Source organism: Streptomyces thermodiastaticus, assembly GCF_014656135.1.
In the GTDB taxonomy this organism is placed as follows: domain Bacteria; phylum Actinomycetota; class Actinomycetes; order Streptomycetales; family Streptomycetaceae; genus Streptomyces; species Streptomyces thermodiastaticus.
The window spans coordinates 19,662-37,922 of record NZ_BNBV01000029.1; the positions used below are offsets into that span (position 1 = coordinate 19,662).

17 protein-coding genes are annotated in these 18,261 nt (G+C 73.7%); 9 read left to right on the forward strand and 8 right to left on the reverse strand.

What is annotated here, in order from left to right; all coding sequences use genetic code 11:
* Positions 1–193 precede the first annotated feature (193 nt).
* Both IE286_RS22360 and IE286_RS22365 read left to right on the forward strand, forming a co-directional pair.
* Complete coding sequence (locus tag IE286_RS22360) at positions 194–1,540, forward strand: hemolysin family protein (protein WP_189798563.1); 1,347 nt, start codon at positions 194–196, stop codon at positions 1,538–1,540.
* Positions 1,537–2,622 (forward strand): hemolysin family protein, encoded by a 1,086-nt coding sequence (locus IE286_RS22365; RefSeq protein WP_189798564.1) that lies wholly within the window; start codon positions 1,537–1,539, stop codon positions 2,620–2,622. The genes IE286_RS22360 and IE286_RS22365 overlap by 4 nt, the downstream gene beginning before the upstream one ends.
* Before the next feature lie 93 nt (positions 2,623–2,715).
* Here IE286_RS22365 and IE286_RS22370 read toward each other — a convergent pair whose 3' ends face one another.
* Positions 2,716–4,581, reverse strand: coding sequence for an AAA family ATPase (locus IE286_RS22370; RefSeq protein ID WP_189798565.1), 1,866 nt, complete (start codon positions 4,579–4,581; stop codon positions 2,716–2,718).
* A gap of 405 nt (positions 4,582–4,986) precedes the next feature.
* Positions 4,987–5,637 (reverse strand): uridine kinase family protein, encoded by a 651-nt coding sequence (locus IE286_RS22375; RefSeq protein ID WP_189798598.1) that lies wholly within the window; start codon positions 5,635–5,637, stop codon positions 4,987–4,989.
* Positions 5,638–5,949: 312 nt separating this feature from the next.
* On the opposite strand from IE286_RS22375, the gene IE286_RS22380 reads away from it, so the two are divergent.
* Positions 5,950–7,332: a C39 family peptidase gene (locus IE286_RS22380; RefSeq protein ID WP_189798566.1), complete on the forward strand. Its 1,383-nt coding sequence runs from the start codon at positions 5,950–5,952 to the stop codon at positions 7,330–7,332.
* A gap of 117 nt (positions 7,333–7,449) precedes the next feature.
* On the opposite strand, the gene IE286_RS22385 is transcribed toward IE286_RS22380, so the two are convergent.
* The gene (locus tag IE286_RS22385; RefSeq protein WP_189798567.1) at positions 7,450–8,826 is read right to left on the reverse strand and encodes a cellulase family glycosylhydrolase; all 1,377 of its coding nucleotides are present in this window, start codon (positions 8,824–8,826) and stop codon (positions 7,450–7,452) included.
* Between the two features lie 300 nt (positions 8,827–9,126).
* On the opposite strand from IE286_RS22385, the gene IE286_RS22390 reads away from it, so the two are divergent.
* Complete coding sequence (locus IE286_RS22390; RefSeq protein WP_189798568.1) at positions 9,127–9,288, forward strand: SCO1431 family membrane protein; 162 nt, start codon at positions 9,127–9,129, stop codon at positions 9,286–9,288.
* A 230-nt stretch (positions 9,289–9,518) separates the two neighbouring features.
* Complete coding sequence (locus tag IE286_RS22395) at positions 9,519–10,691, forward strand: acyl-CoA dehydrogenase family protein (protein ID WP_189798569.1); 1,173 nt, start codon at positions 9,519–9,521, stop codon at positions 10,689–10,691.
* On the opposite strand, the gene IE286_RS22400 is transcribed toward IE286_RS22395, so the two are convergent.
* Both IE286_RS22400 and IE286_RS22405 read right to left on the reverse strand, forming a co-directional pair.
* Positions 10,654–10,902, reverse strand: a complete 249-nt coding sequence (locus IE286_RS22400; RefSeq protein WP_189798570.1) for a hypothetical protein — start codon at positions 10,900–10,902, stop codon at positions 10,654–10,656. The two genes, IE286_RS22395 and IE286_RS22400, sit on opposite strands and share 38 nt — an antisense overlap.
* 207 nt (positions 10,903–11,109) lie before the next feature.
* Entirely contained in the window at positions 11,110–11,544 is a 435-nt protein-coding gene (locus IE286_RS22405; RefSeq protein ID WP_189798571.1) for a hypothetical protein, read from the reverse strand.
* A 201-nt stretch (positions 11,545–11,745) separates the two neighbouring features.
* Here IE286_RS22405 and IE286_RS22410 point away from each other — a divergent pair, with 201 nt between their 5' ends.
* The 4 genes from IE286_RS22410 (at position 11,746) to fxsA (ending at position 15,872) form a co-directional block, all read left to right on the forward strand.
* A complete protein-coding gene (locus tag IE286_RS22410) occupies positions 11,746–12,186 on the forward strand; it encodes an Lrp/AsnC family transcriptional regulator (protein WP_029382997.1) in 441 nt (146 codons plus the stop codon).
* 57 nt (positions 12,187–12,243) lie between these two features.
* Positions 12,244–13,845, forward strand: coding sequence for an amidohydrolase (locus tag IE286_RS22415; protein ID WP_189798572.1), 1,602 nt, complete (start codon positions 12,244–12,246; stop codon positions 13,843–13,845).
* A 624-nt stretch (positions 13,846–14,469) separates the two neighbouring features.
* Positions 14,470–15,273: a polyprenol monophosphomannose synthase gene (locus IE286_RS22420; protein WP_189798573.1), complete on the forward strand. Its 804-nt coding sequence runs from the start codon at positions 14,470–14,472 to the stop codon at positions 15,271–15,273.
* Positions 15,274–15,314: 41 nt separating this feature from the next.
* Positions 15,315–15,872 carry an FxsA family membrane protein gene (gene fxsA, locus IE286_RS22425; RefSeq protein WP_189798574.1) on the forward strand — a complete coding sequence of 186 codons (558 nt, stop codon included), beginning with the start codon at positions 15,315–15,317 and terminating at the stop codon, positions 15,870–15,872.
* Positions 15,873–16,069: 197 nt separating this feature from the next.
* Here fxsA and IE286_RS22430 read toward each other — a convergent pair whose 3' ends face one another.
* From IE286_RS22430 to yczE, 3 genes are all read right to left on the reverse strand, one after another.
* Complete coding sequence (locus IE286_RS22430) at positions 16,070–16,444, reverse strand: RNA polymerase-binding protein RbpA (RefSeq protein ID WP_125496038.1); 375 nt, start codon at positions 16,442–16,444, stop codon at positions 16,070–16,072.
* Between the two features lie 337 nt (positions 16,445–16,781).
* Complete coding sequence (locus IE286_RS22435; protein ID WP_189798575.1) at positions 16,782–17,549, reverse strand: glycerophosphodiester phosphodiesterase family protein; 768 nt, start codon at positions 17,547–17,549, stop codon at positions 16,782–16,784.
* Positions 17,546–18,211: a membrane protein YczE gene (gene yczE / locus IE286_RS22440; protein WP_229863359.1), complete on the reverse strand. Its 666-nt coding sequence runs from the start codon at positions 18,209–18,211 to the stop codon at positions 17,546–17,548. Before yczE ends, IE286_RS22435 begins: the two co-directional genes overlap by 4 nt.
* Positions 18,212–18,261 lie beyond the last annotated feature (50 nt).

The following is an 18,261-nucleotide window of genomic DNA, read 5'->3' on the forward strand; positions in this document are numbered from 1 at the left end:
TTGATTAATCTGGGGGGCGGAAGCGCGTCCACCGCGCTTCCGCCCCTGAGCGCGCCCGGCGCCAGGGGCTCCTGCTACCCGAGGAGTGACTCCCTCCGGCGATGGACGGATCGTCCTGCAGTACCTGCGCCGCCCCCAGCCGACATAGCGCGGACCCCGCCGAGGTCCGCGCCCGTGCCCGGGCGGCGGCATCATGACCATCCCCCTGCTGCTCCTGGGAGCGGCCTTCCTGCTGATCCTCGCCAACGGTTTCTTCGTCGCCGCCGAGTTCGGCCTGGTCACGGTCGAGCGGCAGGACGCCGAGCAGGCCGCCGCCGACGGCGACCGACGCGCCCGCCGGGTCGTCGAGTCGCTGGGCGAGCTGTCCTTCCAGCTGTCCGGCACCCAGCTCGGCATCACCATCACCTCCCTGGTGGTCGGCATGCTGGCGGAACCGGCCCTGGCCGACCTGCTGCGCGGACCCTTCGCCGCCGTCGGCATACCCGACGGGGCGGTGTCCGGGACCGCCGTGGTGGTGGGCATGCTGCTCGCCTCCGCCCTGCAGATGGTGATCGGCGAGCTGGTGCCCAAGAACTGGGCGGTGTCCCGGCCGCTGCAGGTCGCGCGGTTCGTCGCCGGCCCGCAGCACGTCTTCTCGCGGCTGTTCCGCCCCGTGATCAGCGCGCTCAACACGGTCGCCAACCGGCTGGTGCGCACGCTCGGCGTGGAACCCGCCGACGAGCTGGCCTCCGCCCGCACCCCCGCCGAGCTGGTCTCCCTGGCCCGGCACTCGGCACGGGCCGGCGCCCTGGAGGAGGACACCGCCGACCTGTTCGTCCGCACCCTGTACCTGGGCGAGCTGACCGCACAGCACGTGATGACCCCGCGGGTGAAGGTCAGCGCCCTGCAGTCCTCGGCGACCGCCGAGGACGTGGTGAACCTCACCCGTGCCACCGGCCTGTCCCGCTTCCCCGTCTACCGGGAGCGGATCGACGAGGTCGTCGGCATGGTCCACCTCAAGGACGCCCTCGCCGTCCCGGCCCACGAGCGGCTGCGCACCCCTGTGGGCCGCATCGCCCGCCGGGCGCTGCTGGTGCCCGAGACGCTGCCGGTGCGGCCGCTGCTCGCGCGGCTGCGCAGCGAGCAGCCCATCGCGGTCGTCGTCGACGAGTACGGCGGCACCGCGGGCGTGGTCACCCTGGAGGACGTCGTCGAGGAACTGGTCGGCGAGGTCCGTGACGAGCACGACGCCAAGGACGTGCCGGAGCTGGCCCCCGCCCCGCCCGAGGACGGCCGGCCCGCCTGGGACGTCGACGGCGGCTGCCGTGTCGACCTGCTGCGGCGCATCGGCCTTGAGGCCCCCGAGGGCCCCTACGAGACCGTCGCCGGCCTGGTCGCCGACCTGCTCGGCCGTATCCCGGCCCCCGGCGACAAGGCGGAGCTGCCCGGCTGGCTGCTGTCCGTGCGCCAGGTCGGCCACTACCGCGCCGAGCGGGTCCGCGTGGTCCGCACCGCGCCCCCGGCCGAGACCGCCGCGTCCCTGGCGGAGGCCGCCCGATGAGCGTGCTGCAACTTCTCCTCGCCGCGCTGCTCGTGCTCGCCAACGGTTTCTTCGTCGGCGCCGAGTTCGCGCTCGTCTCCGTCCGCCGCAGCCAGATCGAACCGCTCGGCACCGCCCGCGCCCGCCAGGTGCTCTACGGCCTTCAGCGGCTGCCGCAGATGATGGCCGCCGCCCAGTTCGGCATCACCGTCTGCTCGCTGACGCTCGGCGCCGTCGCCGAACCCACGGTGGCGCACCTGCTGGAGCCGGTGTTCACCTGGCTGCACCTGCCCGAGGGCATGGTCCATCCGCTGGGCTACGTCATCGCGCTCGCCGCCGTGGTCTTCTTCCACCTGGTGGTGGGTGAGATGGTGCCGAAGAACCTGGCCATGGCCGCCCCGGAGAAGGCCGCGCTGTGGCTCAGCCCCGGCCTGGTCGCCTTCGCCCGGCTGTGCAAGCCGGTCACCCTGGCGCTCGGCGCCTGCGCCCAGGGCATCCTGCGCCTGTTCCGCGTCGAGCCGAAGGACGAGGTCGAGACGGTCTTCACCAGCGAACAGCTCAACCGTCTGGTGGAGGACTCCGGGCAGGCGGGTCTGCTGGACCCGGAGGAGCAGGAGCGCCTGGAGGACGCCCTGGAGCTGGGCTCCCGCCCGGTCATGGACGTGGTGCTGGGCCGCGAGGACCTGGTGACGGTCAGCCCCTCGGTGACCCCCGGGGAGATCGTGGAGCTGACCGCGCGCACCGGGTACTCCCGGTTCCCCGTCTGCGCCGACAGCGGTGCCTTCATGGGCTACCTGCACGTCAAGGACGTCCTCGACCTGGAGGACTCCGACCGGGCGGTCCCGCAGCACATCTGGCGTCCGATGACGACGCTGCGCTCCGAGCTGCCACTGGACGACGCCCTGACCGTGATGCGCCGCGCCGCCACCCATCTGGCCCAGGTCGCGGACGCCTCCGGGCGGGTGCTGGGCGTGGTGGCCCTGGAGGACGTGCTGGAGCTGCTGGTCGGCGAGGTACGGGACCCGGCGCACCGGGTCACGCCGGAGATCCGCGTGACCGGCCCGCGCGGGACGGACGAGCCGGAGCAGGTGCTGGCGACCTGAGGGCCGTCGAAGGACGGCACGCCCGCGGGCAGCGACCGCCATCCGGCCGCTGCCCGCGGCCCGCCGTCCGAGTGTGTCCGTGACGACCGGGGATCAGGCGTCCCGCGGATCCTGCGGTCCCCGGCCCGACAGCACCTCGCCGTAGGCCTGCATCAGGTCCGGAAGCCGCAGCGTGGCCAGGTCCTCACGGGTCAGCGGGCCCGCACAGGAGGACAGCCGCAGATCCCGGTAGGCGCAGCTCTTCTCGTACAGCGTGCGCAGGAACCTTCCGTTGCCCAGCTCGTCGATCCACCCCTGGTCGACCACGTGCGTGGCGATCGAGGACAGCTCCTCCAGCGCCTCCTCGTCCCACTGGTCGCCGTTCTCCGCGGCGAGCACCTTGCCGATCTCGGTCAGCTCGTGCGGGCGGTACGACGGGAAGTCGATGCGGGTGGTGAAGCGGGAGGACAGCCCCGGGTTGGCGGCCAGCAGCCGGTCCATGCCCTCCGGATAACCGGCCAGGATCACCACCAGGTGGTCGCGGTTGTCCTCGGCGCGTTTGAGCAGCACCTGCAGCGCCTCGTCGCCGTAGGCGTCGCCCTTGCCGTAGCCGGCGTTCGACAGCGCGTACGCCTCGTCGACGAAGAGGACGCCGCCGATCGCGGAGTCGATCAGCTCGTTGGCCTTCACGGCGGTCTGCCCCAGGTACTCGCCGACCAGGTCGGCCCGCTGGGCCTCCACCAGGTGGTCGCCGCCGAGCAGCCCGAGGGCGTAGAAGACGCGGCCGAGGATGCGGGCGACCGTGGTCTTGCCCGTGCCCGAGGGGCCGGAGAACACGAAGTGCCGCTTGGGCGGCTGCACGGGCAGCCCCTGACCGGCCCGCAGCCGGGCCATGTTCAGCTGCGCGGACAGCGCCTTGACCTGCCGTTTGACCGGTTCCAGGCCCACCATGCGCTCCAGCTCGGCGAGCGCCTGTTCGAGCAGGGCGGGGTCGGTCGGGCCGGCGGGCAGCGGACCGGCCGGCGAGGAGGAGCGTTCCCGCACCGCCGGAGGGGTGAGCGGGGGCCGGGCGGCGGAGCCCGGGAAGCCGCCGTCGCCGCTTTCCGGCGCGCGGCCCTCGGTGCCGAACAGCGGATCGAGGGTGTCCGGCCCGTCCGCGGTCTCCTGGCCGGCGCCGGACAGGGTGACCGTCGCGAGGTCGCCGCCGTCGCCGTATCCGTCGGACTCGGTGATCGCCGCGAGCCGTGCGGCGGTGTCCATGAACGCCGGGTCGACCCGGTGCACCGCCCGGTACAGCGGGAGTGCGGCGGCGCTGCGTCCGGTGCCCTCGTGCGCCCGGGCCAGCCAGTACCGCAGTTCCTTGCGCTGCGGCTGCTCGCTGCGGCAGCGCATCAGCGCCGCCGACAGCAGCGGCTCGGCCTGGCTGTACATCTCCAGCCTCACCCGCGCCATGCCGCCGAACAGGCCGGCCTCGATGCCCAGCACCGGATCGTCCACCAGCGGGTCGGTGTGCCGGACCAGCTCCTCCCAGTCCTTGACCAGATAGGCGCGGCAGGCGTGCAGGAACCGCACCTGGGGATCGGTGTCCACCGGCGGCAGCCCGGCCAGCGCGCGGTCCAGCTCGGGCACATGACGCCCGTCCAGCCAGTGCGAGGCGTGCGCCAGCAGCAGGTCCCGGGGGGTCTCCAGCACCGGCTGCACCCACCAGCCGAGCCAGTACCAGGAGTTCAGGGTGCGGCGGTGCCGGGCCCGTTGCTCGCCGAACCGGTCCCGGTGCCGGAACATCTTCAGCAGCGCGGTCGTGGTGTCGACGCGCAGCGCGTGCAGCCCCAGCCAGGCGTCGGCCATCCCGGGGTCCATCCGCACCGCCGCGCGGAACTCCTCCTCCGCCTGCGGATAGGCGCCCATGGTGTAGGCGTCCACGCCCCGCAGCCAGGCAAGATCGGCCGGGGCCTGGTGGCCCTGCGTGCCGAAGTCCATCCCGTCCCCCACACGAACCCGTGCCCCCGTTGGTCGGCCACCGGGCGGTCGCCCGATGGCTGCCGTCGGCCGAACCGCTGTAGCGCGGACCGGAGTTGCAGGTGCGCGAAGCAGCCGTTCGAAGGTCGCACCGAGGGCATGGTACCTGCGGGGTGCCCGCCGCCGAAGGGTGCGGTACGGGGCGTTCGACGAGGTGGGAGCAGACACGAGCGCCCCGCACTCGGTGACCAAGGGTGACCGGGCGACACCGTGCGGCGCCGCGGAAGAGGGGCCGGGACAGAACGAAGCCCCCGGTCACGGGGGAACAACCGGGGGCTTCGTGTCTTCGAGCGGTCCCACGATGACCGCACATTGAGAACGTAAGGCCTGTACGGCCCCCCGGTCAAGCGAAGTTGGGGGACTGGGTCAGGTTCCCCCGTGCGGGTCTTCACACGTCCCACACATTGCCGACGGTTCCTCACGGTGCGTGACGAAAAGCCCGGGACCGAGCCGTCCGGACGGCCCCGGCAGCACCTCGTACCCCTGCTCCGCCTGCCGCACCAGCAGGTCGGCGAACGGCCGGGAGGGATCCCCGGCGAAGTGCCGGCGCTCCGCCTCGGTCCACCCGGACCAGAACTCCCGCTGCTCCTCGCCGTCACGGGCCCGCCCTCGTGCCCAGGCCTCCTCGCGCGGCAGGTCCATCCACAGCAGCCCGGCCAGATGCGGCCGCAGCGTCCGGCGGCCCGCGCCCACGCCCTCGACGAGGACCACCGGCGCCGGCGGCAGCGCACGCGGGGACCCGAAGCGCCGGGCACGCCAGTCGTAGGGGCGGTACCGGGCGGTCGCGCCCCGCCCCAGCGGTGCGATCACCTCGTCGAGCAGCCGCCCGTCCCAGGCGAACAGCTCCTCGTGGCAGGCGATGTCGTCCAGGTGCAGCACGGGCGCGCCGTCCAGTGCGGCCGCCAGCCGTCCGGCGAAGGTCGACTTCCCCGAGCCCGCGTGGCCGTCGACGCCCACGAGCCGCACGGGGCCCACGGACGGCGCGAGACGGCGCAGGCGGCGGGCGAGGACGTGAATGGCGGATTCCTGACGGGAGCGCGGGGCGGACGATACCTGACGAGGGGAGTGGGGCGGATGATTCCTGACGGGAGCGCGGGGGCGGACGGCGGAGGTCCGCGGACAGTCTACGGCCGCCCCTCCGCCCCGGCGGGCGCGCGGGGACCGATCACGGTGCCCGTCCGGGCACCCGCCACCGGTCCAGACCAATATCGGCGAGTGTGGCGTCGCCCGAAGTACTGGCAGGACCCGTTGTGCGCCGCCATAGTGGGCGCATCGCCGTGCACGGACCGCCCTCCGCCCCGACTCGGACACCTGGGGGTTTCGCCACCCATGAGCACAGCCGACCAGCCCTCCCGCAGAGCCGTCCTGACCGCCGCCGTCGTGGCCGCCGTGGCAGGCGGCACGGTCCCGGCGGCCGCCGTCGGCGCCGCCCCGTCCGGCGCCCCCTCCCCGGCGGGCGGCGCCCGCACCGGGTCCGCCCGCCCGATCGACTACCACGCCTGGACCAGCTTCGCGGACTGGCGCAGCGGCACCGCCCACGGCACCCGCCCGCGCGCCGGGGCCCGCCCCGGCCTCGAACTCGCCACGCCCGCCGGCACCACCGACTACACCGACCCCCACACCGGAAAGACCGCCACCTGGGAGTACGCCACCTGGACGAGCCCGGTGCACCGTCTGGCCGTGCCCGCCACCGAGGCCGTCGTGTCGTGGAACGCGGACACCCCGGCCGGCACCTGGCTCCAGGTCGAGCTGCAGGGCACCTACACGGACGGCACCGCCACCCCCTGGTACGTCATGGGCCGCTGGGCCGCCGGCGACCAGGACATCAAGCGGACCTCGGTCGACGGCCAGAAGGACGGCAGGAGTTCGGTCTGGACGGACACCTTCTCCATCGACGACCCGTCCACCGGGCTGCGCCTGGCCTCCTACCGGCTGCGCCTGACGCTGCATCGCACGCCCGGCACCCGGCTCACCCCCGTGGTGCGGCGGATCGGCGCGATGGGCTCCGACATCCCCGACCGCTTCACCGTCCCCGCCTCCGCCCCCGGCGGCACCGCCCGGGAGCTGAGCGTCCCCCGGTACTCGCAGGAGATCCACAAGGGCCAGTACCCCGAGTACGACAACGGCGGCGAGGCCTGGTGCAGCCCCACCTCCTCGCAGATGGTCGTCGAGTACTGGGGCGGCCGGCTCACCCCCGAACAGCTGTCCTGGGTCGACCCGTCCTACGCCGACCCGCAGGTCTGCCACGCGGCTCGCTCCACCTACGACTACCAGTACGCCGGGTGCGGCAACTGGCCCTTCAACGCCGCCTACGCGGCCACCTTCGACGGTCTGCAGGGCGTGGTGACCCGGCTCGCCTCCCTCACCGAGGCCGAGACCCTGATCGCGGCCGGCATCCCGGTGATCACCTCCCAGTCCTTCCTCAAAACCGAGCTGACCGGCGCCGGTTACGGCACGTCGGGCCATCTGATGGCGATCGTCGGCTTCACCGCGGACGGTGACGTCGTCGCCAACGACCCGGCGTCACCCAGCGACGAGGCGGTCCGGCGGGTCTACCGGCGCCGCGAGTTCGAGACCGTCTGGCTGCGCACCAAGCGCTACGACGCCGACGGCACGATCCGAAGCGGCTCGGGAGGCATCTGCTACCTCTACTTCCCGGCCCGCCCGACCCCGGCGCAGCGCCGGGCGCTGGAGCGCGTCGGGGTGCGCTGACGTGCGGATGCCGCCGGCGCGCGGGGCTGTGCCGCGCGCCGACGGCCAGGCGTTCCCCGGACCGGCACGGGGGCGGAACTCCCGTCTCGTGCGGAGCCCCGCCCGGTGTGTGTGCGGTCAGCCGGTGGGGAAGTCGTCCGGGGCGCTGATCCGGTTCTTGATCAGCGCGCCCGACTCGGTCAGCACGCCTTCGCTGCTGTAGTCGGTGCCGGAGCAGGTGCCCGGCTTGAGCGCCGCGCTGCCCTCGGGAGCGTCGGAGTAGGTCCAGTTGGCGTAGCTGATCTTCAGCTGGTCGAGCAGGTCCAGCCAGGCCGTGGTGCTCGCCCGGTCCACCGCGCCGTCACCGGTGGCGCTCACCGTGCCGAACTCGGTCACGAACAGCGGCAGTCGCGAGGCCGCCCGGCTCACCGTGGCCCGGTAGTCGTCCTTGTGGGTCGCGGCGTAGAAGTGGAACGTGTACATGATGTTGTCGGCGTTCACCGGGTTGGCGAGGATCTCCCGCTCGTCGGAGCCGTCCGAGACCCCCAGCGAGGACCAGCCGCGGGTGCCGACGATGACGACGGCGTCCGGGTCGGCCGCCCGGATCACAGGGATGACCTGCTCGGCGTACTGCTTGACGGCGGCCCAGCTCACGCCGTTGGGCTCGTTGGCGATCTCGTAGATCACGTTGTCCTTGGCGGCGTTGCGGGCGGCCACGGAGGCGAAGAAGGTCTTGGCGCGCTCCAGGTTGTAGTTCGGGTCACCGGGCGTCAGGGTGTGGAAGTCGATCAGGGCGTACAGGCCCCGGGCCTCGGCCTCGTCCACGAGGCTGTTCACCCGGCGGGTGAAGCCTTCCGGGTCGGTCTCGTAGCCGTCCTCCTGCACATACATGGCGATGCGGAGCAGGTCCGCCTTCCAGTCCCGCGCCAGCGCGTCCAGGGAGGCGTCGTTGTAGCACTGGCTGAACCACTGCAGTCCGTGCGTGCTCATGCCGCGCAGCTGGATGGGACGGCCGTACTGGTTGCACAGGTGCACGCCGCAGACGTGGAGCCGGCCGTTGATCCCGACGGGTGTGGCGTCGTCGCCGGTGGCGGGCGGCGTGGTGCCTCCGTCGGAGCCGGTGCAGGCGACGCCGTTGAGGGCGAAGCCGGCGGGTGCGGGGTTGGCGCCGGTGAACGAGCCGATGAAGCCGGCGTCGACCGAGGCACCGGTGGCCAGCGTGCGGTTCCCTTCGGTGCCGGCGGCGGTGACGGTGGAGCCGGACTGCGACCAGGCGGCGTTCCAGCCGTGGACAACCTTCTGCCCGGCGTCCGGCAGGGTGAAGGTCAGCGTCCAGCCGTTCAGCGGATCACCGAGGTTCGTGATCCTGACCCCGGCCTGGAAGCCGCCCTGCCACTGGCCGGCGACGGTGTACTCCACCCGGCAGCCGGGGGCGGCGGTCGCCTCCGGGCCGGCCAGCGCCACCAGCCCCAGTGCCGTGGCGAGGGTCGCCAGTAGTGCCATGAGACGTCTCACGCGTTCCTCCTGCATGTCGAACCGACGGGACATCGTGCGGGACGAGCGGGGGGTGGGAGCGCTCCCATGAGTCCATACGGCCCGAGACCGTACAGCCGCCGGGGCGGGTGTGTACAGGGATGCGAACGGGCAAATTTGTCGCGGACCTGTCATGAGGTCGACGGGCCGGCTGTGACCGAAGTCTCCGCCGCGCCGTCCGCGGCGGGTGGCAAGGTGGACTGGGGGCCGCGGGCACGAGTCCGGCGGCCGGGGGGGTCCACCCAGTACGACCGTTCCCCAGCCTTCTCCAGTGAGATGCCCATGACCGCGCACTCCGCCTCCGCCGGCCCTGTCACTCCCGTCCGCGTCCGCACCGGTGGCCCGAAGGGCGACGGCGACGGCTCCGCCCTCCTCGAGCACGTCCTCGGCTGGCTCCTCGTCGTGGTGATCGCGATGCTCGTCACCCGGCTCGGCCTGTTCTGAGACCTCCGTTCACCGGGGCGTGAGGCGCCGGAGCCCTTTCTTCAAGTAAGCGCTCGTTAACCGGTGACTCCGCGCCGCCCATCGGGCATACTCACTGCGCGCAGCCGCTGGTCAGCTGCTTCCGCGATCCGGAAGCGCGAGTACCGGCCGGCCCCGAGAACCCTCCGGCGGAGCCGCCCCACCCAAGGCGCCCTTCCGCCGCTGTGCCCGACAGGGAGGAGAGCGTCGCCATGCCCGACCGCGCCCCGCAGCCGGTGGACCGGCAACTGCCCACGGACGAGGCCCGGGAACTGATCTCGCTCGTGCGTGACATCGCCCGGAACGAGATCGCCCCGAAGGCGGCCGAGGAGGAGGACGCCGGCCGTTTCCCCCGTGAGGTGTTCAGCCTCCTGTCCCGCTCGGGCCTGCTCGGCCTGCCCTACGACGCGGAGCACGGCGGCGGGGACCAGCCCTACGAGGTCTATCTGCAGGTCCTGGAGGAACTGGCCGCGGCCCGCCTGACCGTCGGCCTGGGCCTGAGCGTGCACACCCTGGCCTCCTACGCGCTCGCCACCTACGGCACCGAGGAGCAGCGCGCCGGGCATCTGCCCGCCATGCTCGGCGGCGACCTGCTCGGCGCCTACGCCCTGTCCGAGCCCGCGTCCGGCTCGGACGCCGCCGCCCTGCGCACCAAGGCGGTCCGCGACGGGAACGACTGGGTGCTCACGGGCACCAAGGCGTGGATCACCCACGGAGGGGTCGCCGACTTCTACACGGTGATGGCGCGCACCGGGGGAGACGGGGCGCGGGGCGTCACCGCGTTCCTGGTGCCCGGCGACGCCGAGGGCCTGAGCGCGGCGCCGCCGGAGAAGAAGATGGGCCTGAAGGGCTCACCGACCGCGCAGATCCACCTCGACGGCGTCCGGATCCCTGACGAGCGGCGCATCGGCGAGGAAGGACAGGGCTTCGCCATCGCGCTGTCCGCGCTGGATGCCGGACGGCTCGGCATCGCGGCCTGCGCCATCGGCCTGGCCCAGGCGGCCTTCGACGAAGCGGTGGCGTACGCCGCGGACCGGCAGCAGTTCGGGCGGCCGATCTCCGACTTCCAGGGGCTGCGTTTCATGCTCGCCGACATGGCGACCCAGATCGAGGCCGGCCGTGCGCTGTACCTGGCCGCGGCACGGCTGCGCGACGCGGGCCGGCCGTTCGCGCGTCAGGCCGCCATGGCCAAGCTGTTCTGCACGGACACGGCGATGAAGGTGACCACCGACGCGGTGCAGGTGCTCGGCGGCTACGGCTACACCGCCGACTTCCCGGTCGAGCGCTACATGCGGGAGGCCAAGGTGCTGCAGATCGTCGAGGGCACCAACCAGATCCAGCGCATGGTCATCGCCCGTCACGTCGCGGGTCCCGAGAGTCGCTGAACAGGCCGAGCCCCGGGAACGGCGCGGCGAGCCGGGCCCACTCCGGGTCGTGGCGTCCCGGCAGCATGCGGCCGCGGTCGGCCCAGGTGCGCACCAGGTCGCGGTAGATCGGCGGATCCGTGAGCGGGGCCGGCACGGGCAGCAGCGGTGCCGCGGGCTGCGGCACGACGATCCGGCGCCGGCGTTCGCCGGCCGTGGCGATACGGGTCATACCTGGGCAACGCGCCACGGCGGGCCCAGGTCACTGTCGCCGGAATCGCGCGTGCGTGCACCGGCGTCCACGTCCGTGCCGGTGCCGCCGCGCCGCTCGCGGGCTCCCGCTGCGGCCGCGCCGCGCCGCGCACGGGATCCCGCGCACGGCGGTCCCTGCGCCCCGGTGCGGAGCGTGGCACCCGGGCCGGGCGGGCGCCCCGACGGCTCAGGCGGCCCGACGGCGCATCGCCGGGACCGGCACGCGCATCGGACGGGAGCCCGGGCCGCCCACGTGGGAGAAGGGCTGCATCCGCCAGTCGAGTCCCTGAGGAAGCGTCAGCACCACGGCGGTCTTCTGCTCCTGCGGGGCGAAGGTCTCGCTCGCCGGACGAGCGTCGGAGGCCTTGCGTCCGGTGCCGGAGCAGACCGTCGCACCGAACGGGTTCCACGGCGAGGCGCACCGCGCGTGCTGCGGCAGCACCTCGTCGTCAGGCAGCAGGGCGATGGGCTGCGCGCACTCCGGGCAGATCACCCGGTACACCTCGGTGTCGTGGTCGTCGAACTCATCGGCGTCGCCGTCGTCGAACGCGGCGCTGTCCGGCAGGAGTTCGAGAACCTGCTGCTGCCGCTTGGACACGGAACGGCGCTTGACACTGTGCATGGGATTCTCCCCCTAGAGCTGGGCCGTGAGGCGCTCGGCCTCGACCACAGCAAGCACTTCCCGTCCGCTCACGGCGGTAATCACGGAAGCATTACGAACGGCACCCGAAGGGTGTGGCGTTGCTCACATGCGGGCAGGGGGAGTGCGCCGCGGAGGACGCGACCGGCACGGAGCCGTGCGCGCCCTGTAGGTTCTTGCGCCATGGAGGAGCTGGACCGACAGATCGTGCAGCTGCTCGTCAAGGACGGGCGGATGAGCTACACCGACCTGGGCAAGGCCACGGGCCTGTCCACCTCGGCCGTGCACCAGCGGGTGCGGCGGCTGGAACAGCGTGGCGTCATCCGCGGATACGCCGCGGTCGTCGACCCCGAGGCCGTGGGACTGCCCTTGACGGCGTTCATCTCGGTGAAGCCCTTCGACCCCAGTGCCCCCGACGACATCGCCGACCGCCTCGCCGGGGTGCCGGAGATCGAGGCCTGCCACAGCGTGGCGGGCGACGAGAACTACATCCTCAAGGTGCGCGTGGCCACCCCCCACGAGCTGGAGGAGCTTCTCGCCCGCGTGCGCAGCCTGGCCGGCGTGTCGACCCGGACGACCGTGGTGCTGTCCACGCCGTACGAGGCGCGTCCGCCGCGCATCTGACCTCCGTCGGCCGCCCTGCGTGCCGGGGCGCGCCGGTGACGCGCGAGACTGGTGCTCATGAGTGAGCGCACCGCCGAACCCCGTACCGTCCTCCTCCGCCGCGGGGAGATCCACAGCCCCGCCGACCCGTTCGCCACCGCGATGGTCGTCGAGTCGGGGCACATCGCCTGGGTCGGGTCCGAGGGCGCGGCCGACGCCTTCGCGGACGGCGTCGAGGAGGTGATCGACCTCGACGGTGCCCTGGTCACCCCGGCGTTCACCGACGCCCATGTGCACACCACCGCCACCGGCCTGGCGCTCACCGGGCTGGACCTGTCCGACGCGCTCTCGCTTCAGGCGGCCCTGGCCCGGGTGCGGGAGTTCGCCGCCGCCCGGCCGCACGACCGGGTCCTGCTCGGCCACGGCTGGGACGCGGCCCGCTGGCCCGGCGGGCGCCCGCCGACCCGCGCGGAACTGGACGAGGCCACCGGCGGCCGCCCGCTGTACCTCAGCCGCATCGACGTGCACTCCGCGGTCGTCACCACCGCGCTGCTCGACCTGGTGCCCGGCCTCGGCCCGGTGGACGGTCCGCTGACCGGCGACGCCCACCACGCCGTGCGCGCGGTCGCGTTCGGCGCGATCACCCCGGCGCAGCGAGCCGAGGCGCAGCGCGCCGCGCTCGCCCACGCGGCCTCCCTCGGCATCGGCGCCGTGCACGAGTGCGGCGGTCCGGACATCTCGTCCGAGGACGACTTCACCGCCCTGCTGAAGCTCGCCGCGCAGGAGCCCGGCCCGCGGGTCGTGGGCTACTGGGCGGAACGGGACGTGGACAAGGCCCGTCAGCTGGGCGCGGCCGGCGCCGCCGGCGACCTGTTCGTCGACGGCTCCATCGGTTCGCACACCGCCTGCCTGCACGCCCCGTACGCCGACGCCGGCCACACCGGCACGGCGCACCTGGACGCCGACGCGGTCGCCGCGCACGTCGTCGCCTGCACCGAGGCGGGCCTGCAGGCCGGATTCCACGCCATCGGCGACGCGGCCGTCACCGCGGTCGTCCAGGGCGTGCGGGCCGCCGCCGAGAAGATGGGACTGGCGCGCATCCGTGCCGCCAGGCACCGCGTCGAGCACGCCGAGATGCTCACCGAGCAGACCATCGCGGCCTTCGCCGAGCTGGGCCTGACGGCGTCCGTGCAGCCCGCGTTCGACGCGCTGTGGGGCGGCCCGGACGGCATGTACGCCCAGCGGCTGGGCGTCGAGCGGGCCCGCACCCTCAACCCGTTCGCGGCCCTGCTGCGCGCGGGCGTGCCGCTCGCCTTCGGCTCCGACAGCCCGGTCACCCCGCTGGACCCCTGGGGCACGATCCGGGCCGCCGCCTTCCACCGCACACCCGAGCACCGCGTCTCGGTGCGTGCCGCGTTCACCGCGCACACCCGGGGCGGCTGGCGGGCGATCGGACGGGACGACGCGGGCGTCCTGGTGCCCGGCGCGCCCGCGGACTACGCCGTGTGGCGGACCGGCGAGCTCGTCGTCCAGGCCCCCGACGACCGGGTGGCCCGCTGGTCGACCGACCCGCGCTCGGGCACCCCCGGGCTGCCCGACCTCAGCCCCGGCCAGGATCTGCCCCTGTGCCTGCGGACGGTCGTGGGCGGGCGGACGGTGTTCGTACGGCCGGGCGAGTGATCTGGCCGCACGCCCCGGAGAGCATCCGTTCCCTGTCCGCCCCCGCGTCCTGTCGCGCTACCTGCGCTTTGTCCGCTCCGGCCCGCGGCGGGCGCCCCGCCCGGCGGACCGGGCGGCTGTTTGACAGGCGGCGGCGGGGGGCCGGTAGGTTCTGCCGCGTCCACCACCGGACGCCCGGCCTGGGAACTTCCGTGCCCGCGTCGCAGTGCCGCTGGGTCAGGGACGGTGTGCCGTACCGGGACACCGTCACGGGAGCCAGGCGCAGCGCCCGCGTCGGCGGGGGAGACGTTCCGGACGGTCGGCAGGTGTGACCCGGGTGGGGCCCGGGTGCTCAGTAGACAACGGCTCTCGGTCGACCCGCAGCCAGCGGGTCCCAGGTCGGCCCGAAGGGCACCGGGCCCCGTCCGCAGGCCGGCGGATCCCGGACCCGCGGCGGTCGCACCGCGGTCCGCCGCGGCCGGGCACGGGCCCTGGCGGCCCGCACGGGGGGTGCGGCGGACCGCCGGGGAGGACCGGTTCGCCCCACTTGCGCCGCACCGGCGTCACCGCACGGCCGTGGTGGCACATCCCCGCAGGCCCTGACCACTAAGGTGGTCCCCTGCGTACGGACATGAAGGGGCAGCAGTGAACGACGGCGAGGGCACCCGCGCGGGACGCGGCCAGCAGAGGCGGTTCGGCCCGCTCGGCACCGCGCTGGTGATCATCCCGACCTACAACGAGGCGGAGAACATCAAGGCCATCGTGGGCCGGGTGCGCAAGGCCGTTCCCGAGGCGCACGTCCTGGTGGCCGACGACAACAGCCCCGACGGCACCGGCAAGCTCGCCGACGAACTGGCCGCCGAGGACGAGCAGGTCCACGTCCTGCACCGCAAGGGCAAGGAGGGCCTGGGCGCCGCCTACCTCGCGGGGTTCCGCTGGGGCCTGGAGCGCGACTTCGGCGTGCTGGTCGAGATGGACGCCGACGGCTCCCACCAGCCCGAGGAGCTGCCCCGGCTGCTGACCGCCCTCAAGGGCGCCGACCTGGTGCTCGGCTCGCGCTGGGTGCCGGGCGGACGCGTGGTGAACTGGCCCAAGGGCCGCGAGTTCATCTCCCGCGGCGGCAGCCTGTACTCCCGTCTCGCCCTGGACCTGCCGCTGCGGGACATCACCGGCGGCTACCGGGCCTTCAGGCGCGAGACGCTCGAGGGCCTGGGCCTGGACGAGGTCGCCTCCCAGGGCTACTGCTTCCAGGTCGACCTGGCGCGGCGCGCGGTGAAGGCCGGCTACCACGTCGTCGAGGTCCCCATCACCTTCGTCGAGCGCGAACTGGGCGACTCCAAGATGAGCCGCGACATCCTCGTGGAGGCGTTGTGGCGGGTCACCGCCTGGGGCGTGGGTGAGCGGGTGAGCAGGATCACCGGCAAGAAGGGCCCGGCGTCCCGGCCGTAGCTTTTATCCGGTCCTGAGCCGGGGTTCGGCACACTGGGAGCATGACGACAGGCGCTTCGACCTCCCCGTACACCGCCCGCTCCGCGCGCTCCCGGCTGCGCAAGTATCTGCCGGCGGTCCTCGCGGTCTGGCTGGTGCTGGAGGTCTGGCTGCTGACCATGGTCGCCGGGGCGGCGAACGGGTTCACGGTCTTCCTGCTGCTGGTCGCCGCCTTCGTGGCCGGCGCCGTGGTGATCAAGCGGGCGGGCGGGCGCGCCTTCCGGGATCTCGACGCCACCCTGCGCCAGGGCGGGGTTCCGTCCGGGCGGCGGGGCGGCAACGGCCTGACGATGCTGGCCGGGCTGCTGCTGATGATCCCCGGCATGATCTCCGACGCGGCGGGACTGCTCCTGCTGATCCCGCCGGTCCAGCGGCTGGTGAGCCGGCGCGTGGAGCGGACGGTCGACCGCCGGCTGCGCCGGGCCGGCGCCGGCCCCCTGGGCGACGCCTTCCGGTGGGCCCGCACCGGCGGTCCCGGCGGCAAGGTGGTCCCGGGCGAGGTGATCCGGCAGGAGCCCGAGGACGGCCCGGGGGAGCAGCGCCCGCCGCTGACCCGCTGAGAGGCGTCCGCCTGCCGTCGTGAGCCTCAGGGGCCGTGTCGTGCCCGCCCGGGACACGGCCCCTTTCGGTGCGGCCACGCCCGGACCTGTGCGGGGCACGACAAAAGCCGCGGGCGCCGTACGCCCCCTGAAAAGACGTACGGCGCCCGCGGCCCTGTCGGAGCGTGCCGGACGAGCCGGCCACGTCCGCGCGAGGACTAGGCGCTCTTGCGGCTGTCCCGCGGATGGACGGCGATGTTCATCGCACCGGAGCGCAGAACGGCGAGGCGCTCCTCGAGGACCTCTTCGAGTTCCTCACGGGTGCGCCGCTCCATCAGCATGTCCCAGTGCGTACGCGCCGGCTTGGCCTTCTTCTCCTCCGGCCCGTCGCCGTCCACCAGGAGTGCCTGGCCCCCGCAGACCTTGCACTCCCACTCCGGCGGGATCTCCGCCTCGACCGAGAAGGGCATCTCGAAACGGTGGCCCTTCTCGCATGCGTACTCCACGGCCTGGCGCGGAGCCAGGTCGATACCGCGGTCGGTCTCGTAGCTGGTCACCACGAGGCGCGTGCCGCGAAGAGCTCGCTCACTCATGAATCGTGCCTCCCGGGCTGGTCGCCCACAGGACAGGTGTCGCTGTCGTCGTCATCCGGTCAACGTCCGGTCGGCGGTAAAGATTCCCGTTCCGAGTCCCGTTCCGGGTCATGCGTCGCCGTCGTAGCCGCAGCCTTGTCTCCAGTGCAGTACCCACCGGCGCCCGGTTTGTCACGTCTGCCAGGTGTTGTCACCCAGCGTTCCGGCACCTTCGACGCGCAGTAACGGTACGCCTGGGGCAGGCCGAACGCGTACGGTACCTTTCTCGCGCCCCGAGTGCTAATCCTTCGGCCGGAGCGTTGCGCCGGGCTCCGTCGCGCGGGCGCCCGGAGCCGGCTCAGACCCAGACGCCGCGCTCCTCCAGCACCTGCCGCAGCGTGCCGAGGGCGTCGGTCATGATGCCGTCCACGCCGAGGTCCAGAAGCCGGTGCATCGTCGGCGCGTCGTTCACCGTCCACACGTGCACGTGCAGCCCCCGCGCGTGCGCGGCCCGGACGAACCGCGCGTCGGCCACCGGCACGCCCCACCGGGCGAGCGGCACCTGCACCGCCACGGCCGGCCTGCGCGGCGCCGCGGGCAGCCCCCAGGAGCACAGCCGCAGCGCCAGCACCCCGCGCGTGCCGTACGACGTCGCCAGGCGCGGCCCGGCCAGCCGCTGCGCCCGCGCCACCCGCGCCTCGGAGAACGACCCGACGCACACCCGCTCCCAGGCGTCCGCGCGCTCGATCAGCTCCAGCAGGGGGCGCAGCGCACCGTCCGCCTTGACGTCGACGTTCCAGCGCACCCCGGGGAAGGCCGCCAGCAGCTCCTCGAAGAGCGGCACCGGTTCCCGGCCGCCCACGCGGGCCCGGCGCACCCGGTCCCAGGGCAGGTCGGCGATCCGGCCCGAGGCGCCGGTCACCCGGTCCAGGACGGCGTCGTGGAAGGCGACCAGCCGGCCGTCCGCCGTGGCGTGCACGTCGGTCTCCAGGTACCGGTAGCCGGTGGCGACCGCGCGCCGGAACTGGGCCAGGGTGTTCTCCGGGCCGCCGGCCGCCCCGCCGCGGTGCGCGAAGGCGAGGGGCCCGGGATGGTCGAGGAACGGGTGGCGGGCGGGCGCGGTCACGGGTGCAGTATCACCCGCTCGGGTGAGGGCGGGGCAACGGCCCGGGTGCCGGAGGGGGACTCCCGAACGGCGAACAGGCGCAGGAACAGCTGGGCCAGCGGGCCGATCGACACCGCGTAGAGCACGGTGCCGGCCCCGACCGTCCCGCCCAGGAGAAACCCGGTGACGACGACCGTCACCTCCACCGCGGTCCGCATCAGCCGGATGGAGCGCCCGGTGCGCCGGTGCAGCCCGGTCATCAGCCCGTCCCGGGGGCCGGGCCCGAACCCCGCGGCGATGTACAGCCCGGTCGCCGCACCGTTGAGCACGATGCCCGCCACCAGCGAAACGACGCGTACGGCCAGGGCGCGGACGCCGGGCAGCAGGGCGAGGGTTGTGTCCATGGCCAGGCCCACGACGAGCACGTTGCAGAGCGTGCCGAGGCCCGGGCGCTGCCGCAGCGGTATCCACAGCAGCAGCACCAGCGCGCCCGTCAGGGTCGTCACGACGCCGATGCTGAGCCCGGTCCGCTCGGCGAGTCCCTCGTGCAGCACGTTCCAGGGGCCCAGGCCGAGGCCCGAGGCCACGACGAGCGCGGAACTGACGCCGTACAGCACGAGGCCGACGGCGAGCTGGAGGCCGCGCCGCACCAGGCGGCGCGGCCGGGGCAGGGCATCGGACACAGCGGTCCCCCTCACGGTGGGTGATGATGGGAAGTGGCCTGGTCGTGCCA

Bases quoted from the DNA above. Each gene is read 5' to 3' on its own strand.
- IE286_RS22405 (WP_189798571.1), bottom strand. From the start codon at position 11,544: ATGCACAGTGTCAAGCGCCGTTCCGTGTCCAAGCGGCAGCAGCAGGTT.
- IE286_RS22430 (WP_125496038.1), bottom strand. From the start codon at position 16,444: ATGAGTGAGCGAGCTCTTCGCGGCACGCGCCTCGTGGTGACCAGCTAC.
- IE286_RS22395 (WP_189798569.1), top strand. From the start codon at position 9,519: ATGCCCGACCGCGCCCCGCAGCCGGTGGACCGGCAACTGCCCACGGAC.
- IE286_RS22390 (WP_189798568.1), top strand. From the start codon at position 9,127: ATGACCGCGCACTCCGCCTCCGCCGGCCCTGTCACTCCCGTCCGCGTC.
- IE286_RS22410 (WP_029382997.1), top strand. From the start codon at position 11,746: ATGGAGGAGCTGGACCGACAGATCGTGCAGCTGCTCGTCAAGGACGGG.
- IE286_RS22415 (WP_189798572.1), top strand. From the start codon at position 12,244: ATGAGTGAGCGCACCGCCGAACCCCGTACCGTCCTCCTCCGCCGCGGG.
- IE286_RS22360 (WP_189798563.1), top strand. From the start codon at position 194: ATGACCATCCCCCTGCTGCTCCTGGGAGCGGCCTTCCTGCTGATCCTC.
- IE286_RS22400 (WP_189798570.1), bottom strand. From the start codon at position 10,902: ATGACCCGTATCGCCACGGCCGGCGAACGCCGGCGCCGGATCGTCGTG.
- IE286_RS22380 (WP_189798566.1), top strand. From the start codon at position 5,950: ATGAGCACAGCCGACCAGCCCTCCCGCAGAGCCGTCCTGACCGCCGCC.
- IE286_RS22365 (WP_189798564.1), top strand. From the start codon at position 1,537: ATGAGCGTGCTGCAACTTCTCCTCGCCGCGCTGCTCGTGCTCGCCAAC.
- fxsA (WP_189798574.1), top strand. From the start codon at position 15,315: ATGACGACAGGCGCTTCGACCTCCCCGTACACCGCCCGCTCCGCGCGC.
- IE286_RS22370 (WP_189798565.1), bottom strand. From the start codon at position 4,581: ATGGACTTCGGCACGCAGGGCCACCAGGCCCCGGCCGATCTTGCCTGG.